Consider the following 4,491-nt stretch of genomic DNA (forward strand, 5'->3'; position numbering starts at 1 on the left):
GCCGTGATGCCCGAAGTGCCGCTGGCCTCCAAGATCGAGACGCCCGACACCGACAAGGACGCGGTGATCCCGGTGCAACCCGGCGCGGCCGCCTATGTGGACGGCGATCAGAAGACCTTCATGGATCGCTACAGCGATTTCATCTGGTTCGCCCTGATGGGACTGTCGGCGCTCGGCTCGATCAGCGCCTGGGTGGCGAGCTATCTGCGCAAGGACGAGCGGGCCGCCGCGGCTTGGCCGCGCGGCCGCCTGCTCGACATGCTGGTCGCGGCCCGGCGCTGCGACGCTTTCGACGAGCTCGACGCCATGCAGGCCGAGGCCGACGAGATCCTGCGCGCGACTCTGATCAGCTACGAGGACGGCGCCATCGACGGCGCGGCGCTGAGCGCCTTCAGCGTCGCGCTGGAGCAGTTTCACAATGCAGTGGCCGACCGCAAAGCCTTGCTCAACGACGGGCCGGCCCTGTTGCAGCCCCGCCAGGGCCGCCCGCAGGCGGTGTAACACTCACCGCCTCAACCGCCGCCAGCCGATCACCACGCCGCTGACGGAGATCATCAGCCCGATCAGCGACAGCGCAATCACGATCGCGTCCCAGGCCGGGCGATGCGTCAGCAGCAGCGGGAAGTCGAAGCTGTGCAGCGCGTTGAACAGCCAGCGCCGCGCCCGCGTCCGGCGATCGCTCCAGCCGAGAATGTCGCCGGTCGCCGGATCGAGATGAACCCAGCTCTGTGCGGCGTCGTCGAAGCCGAGGCGGAGCACCGGCAGCACGCGCTGCTGATGATGCGAGTACCAGTAGGCGTCCGGCTGATCGAGCCTCTGCTGCAGCGTGATCTTATGGTTCGGCAATAGCCGCGCGGCCGCCTCGACGAGCCGTTCCGCCGATAATGTGCGCGAGCCGCCGCTGAGCGGATCGACGACGCACGGGGTCCCGTCGCGACTGATGAGGATCATCAAGGCCGCACCGCCGACCCAGACGAAGCGCACTTCGACAATGCCCGGCCGTTCGCGGCCAGGCAGCACGACACGAATGGTGGGCTCGGTGTGACCGGCATAGCGCTGCAGCGCGTCGGGCATGGCGCTGCGGCGGCCAAAGACAGCGAGCGGATCGAGCGACAGCCAGCCCGACAACATCCAGGTCACCACCGCGACGCCGCCGATCAGCCCGGCAATGTGATGCCACGCCATCCAGCCGCGATACGGCGTCACACGTCCCGAGGCGTAGCGACGTCGCAATCGGGCGCGAAGCACCCCGATCCACAGACCGCTCACCGCGACCAGCATCAGCACGCCCGAAATCCACAACACCACTTGGCGCCACAGCGGCGCATCCTGGCGCAGCACGGTCGGGTAAATCCAATGCGGAATGGCGCCGAGCCAGTTCCACAGCCGCTCGGACCTCGTGGTGTCGAGCACGACCTCGCCGCTTCGCGACGAGACGTACAGTTCGGTGCCGGCCGCATCGCCGAGGTCGATCAGATACAGCGGCCGGTCCGCATCGAACCGCGCCGTGACGCTCCATTGATCGCGGTCGACGCTGCCGAGTAGGCGCGGCTCCACTGCCGCGGGATGATGCCGCGCCACCGCAAACGCCTGATCGGCGGTGATATGGGTGATGGCGCGGGCGGTCACGGCCGAGATCGTCTGTCGCGGCCCTTTCCAATCGACGAGCCGGTACACTGGCTCATCATCCAGCATGCTGAGCCGCAGCTCGCGCGGGTAGTGCGTCAGGCCGGCAGCCGCCATCGCCTGATCGGGCGACACCACGACGCGGGCGAAGGCTAGATCGGGCAATGCCGCGCGGCGCTCCGCGGGCCCCAGCGAAGGAAAGCCGACATACATCATCACCATGCCGGACAGAAACCACATGGCGAAGAACAGGCAACCGACGATGCCGAGCCAGCGGTGGCCGAGATACAGCCACCGCTTCAGGCGCCTGGCGACGCCCACGCTCAGAACTTCACGTTGTAGGACAGTTCCGCGGTCCGCGGCATGCCGAGCAGCCACTGAGTAGTGTTGCCGGACGTCGTGTAGACGGTGTCGAACACATTGTAGACGCGCAGCGCGAAGGTCTGCCGCGCATCCGGTTTCCACATCAGCCCGGCATTGACGACATTGTAGGCAGGTCGCACCAGCGTGTTGGCATTGTCGGCCCAGGTATCACCGACCAGCTGCACGCCCGCATTGGCCGACCAGCCCGGCGCGAACGCCCAGGTCGCCCAGATGTTGCTGACGACCTGCGGCACGTTGGCCGGCACGTTGCCGGCGTAGTTCACCACCTTGCCGCCGACGACCTGAACGAAGTCGTCGTACTTGGCGCGCAGCACCGCCACATTGGCGTCGAGCCGGATCGTTTCGGTGACCTTCAGCCCGGCCGAGGCTTCGATGCCGCGCGAGGATTGCTGACCGATCTGCAGCGGATTGGTGTTGGCAGGGTTTTGCGGATCGCGCGCCAACAGGTTGTTCTTGACGATCTGATACGCGGCCAGTGTCCATTCGGCGCGGCCGCCGGCGAGCTGCTGCTTGACGCCGAATTCGACCTGCTTGCCGGTCGACAGCGCGAAGTCGCGATTGACGCCCGTCATGGTGATCAGATTGGTGACCGGATCGACCGCCGTGGAATACTGGCCGTAGAACGCCAGATCCTTGATCGGGGTGTACACCAGCCCGGCACGCCAGCTCGGCGCCGAATAGGTCTTCTCGAAACTGTTCGAGGGCGTCAGGAAATCGGTGCGCTCGACCGTCGGATGATCGGAGCGAACGCCACCCACACCGAAAGCTGATCGGTGAAGCTGAAACGGTTCTCGGCGAAAAGTCCATACTGCGTCGTCAAAGTGTGGAAAGCTCGGCCGCGTCGGGCTGACCACTGGAAGCTGCCCGGATCGAAATTGGTCGGGGTCACCGACGACGTGCCCGCATAGGGCGAGTTGTTGGTTTGGGTGAAGCCGATGCGGTTGATGTCGAAGCCCGTGACGAATTCGTTGTCGAGGCCGAAGATATGGCCGCGGAACGTGGTGTCGAAACGGTTACCGATCTGCTCCTGGTCGTGGAAGATCTCGATATAGGAGCTTCGGTTGATCTGCCCCGTCGCCGGATTGAACGCGTAGCTCTCGACGTCCTTCCAGTGCCGGTGGGTGCTGAGATAGTAGGTGACGTTCTTGACCGAGACGCCCTCGGCGACGTCCCATTCGGTCTTGAGCTGGGTCCAGTTGTCGCGATAGCGGATCGAGGCATCGCCGACATTGTAGTTCTGGAAGCGTAGCGATTCGTCGAGCCGGCCGTTCACCAGCGGCGTGCCGAAATAGCGCGACGGGCTGCGGTCGCCATAATCTTCGCTGAGCGTGAAGGCGAGATTGTCGGCGGCCTGGACGCGGACCGATCCCGACACCGCGACGTTCGAGGTCTTGTCGCGATCGACCCAACCATCCGACATGTTGCCGATCGCGGCGAGCCGATAGCTGACATTCGGATTGATCGGCCCGCCGCTGTCGACGGCGAGGCGCCGCGTCAGATTGGTATCGAGCGAGATTTCGGCCTCGTTGTGCGGCAGCCATGAGGGCTTCTTTGAAATCACATTGATGGCGCCGCCGATCGCGCCCTCACCGTACATCACCGACGCCGGACCACGCAGCACCTCGATGCGCTGCGCCGTCCAGGTGTCGAACGGATAAGTCATGGTGCCGGAGCCGACATACATCCGCGTGCCGTCGTACAGCGACATCACCGTGCCGTTGCCTGTGAAGCCGCGGGTGTTGAAGGCGAGGCCGCCATTGCCCGGCGCCGGGCTGGCGGTGAAGCCGGTGGCGTTCTGCGTCACCGCGTCGTTCACGGTGTGCTGGCCGCGCTCGGCGATGGTCTCGGCGGTGATGATCTCGACGCTCGCCGGCGTCTGCAACGGCGTGAGATTGAGGCGCGACGCACTCGAGGCCGGGGTGCTCAGATTGAAGGTCGGGGCCGGCGCAGTAGCTGCGACAGCGGTCGGCTTGGGTGCAGGCTTGGGCGCAGGCGCGGTCGACCTGGCGGCGCGCCGCTGCCGCGACGAAGCTGCGGAGGATGCGGCGCGCGAGGTGGCCGGCCGGGCTCGCTGGCCTTCGACCACCACAGGGTCGAGGCTGCGCGGGGCCGTCTGGGCTTGGCCGGCGACGGGCGTGATCAGGGAGACGAAGGCAACGGAAGACAGCAGGCGCAAGGAGCGCCCAGAGACGGAGACGGCGGAGGTCATTTCAAGACTCGCGGCAAACGTGGCACGTCACCGCGAAACAGGCCTTACCGCGGCCGGGGAGGCCGCAGTTCGACACGCATCAGGACACCCCGCCCAATGTGCTCGCGTGTGACCACGAACGACGGCAGGTCTCCTGGCTCGCGGGTCGGTGCCTGCTGCCGCCTTCCCAGGACGAAGTCCCAGTGGCGTGTGGCAACAGGCTCGCCGCTCACAGTTGCGGGGGCAGCCGCGGAATTGGGCCGCGAACGGCCCTCACCGCATTCCCTATTGAT

Annotated in this window: 3 protein-coding genes, 1 pseudogene and 1 riboswitch; of the genes and pseudogenes, 1 reads left to right on the top strand and 3 read right to left on the bottom strand. The window is 66.1% G+C overall.

The genetic code is table 11. The annotated features are described in order from the left end of the window. A pseudogene (locus tag I5M_RS18235) lies at nt 1-501 on the top strand (TRAP transporter substrate-binding protein); the annotation flags it as partial. 3 nt (nt 502-504) lie between these two features. On the opposite strand, the gene I5M_RS18240 reads toward I5M_RS18235, so the two are convergent. The 3 genes from I5M_RS18240 to I5M_RS30070 are packed head-to-tail and all read right to left on the bottom strand — an operon-like array spanning nt 505 to nt 4,219. Further along, entirely contained in the window at nt 505-1,953 is a 1,449-nt protein-coding gene (locus I5M_RS18240; RefSeq protein ID WP_085981035.1) for a PepSY domain-containing protein, read from the bottom strand. After that, complete coding sequence (locus tag I5M_RS33790; RefSeq protein WP_244432047.1) at nt 1,950-2,768, bottom strand: TonB-dependent siderophore receptor; 819 nt, start codon at nt 2,766-2,768, stop codon at nt 1,950-1,952. Before I5M_RS33790 ends, I5M_RS18240 begins: the two co-directional genes overlap by 4 nt. Then, nucleotides 2,717-4,219 (bottom strand): TonB-dependent siderophore receptor, encoded by a 1,503-nt coding sequence (locus I5M_RS30070; protein WP_244432048.1) that lies wholly within the window; start codon nt 4,217-4,219, stop codon nt 2,717-2,719. The genes I5M_RS33790 and I5M_RS30070 overlap by 52 nt, the downstream gene beginning before the upstream one ends. Before the next feature lie 105 nt (nt 4,220-4,324). Next, nucleotides 4,325-4,491: riboswitch (cobalamin riboswitch) on the bottom strand. This riboswitch is flagged as partial in the annotation.

This window comes from Rhodopseudomonas sp. B29, assembly GCF_000333455.1.
Lineage (GTDB): Bacteria > Pseudomonadota > Alphaproteobacteria > Rhizobiales > Xanthobacteraceae > Rhodopseudomonas.

Coding starts and splice junctions, on each gene's coding strand:
- I5M_RS30070 (WP_244432048.1), bottom strand. CDS start 4,219: ATGACCTCCGCCGTCTCCGTCTCTGGGCGCTCCTTGCGCCTGCTGTCT.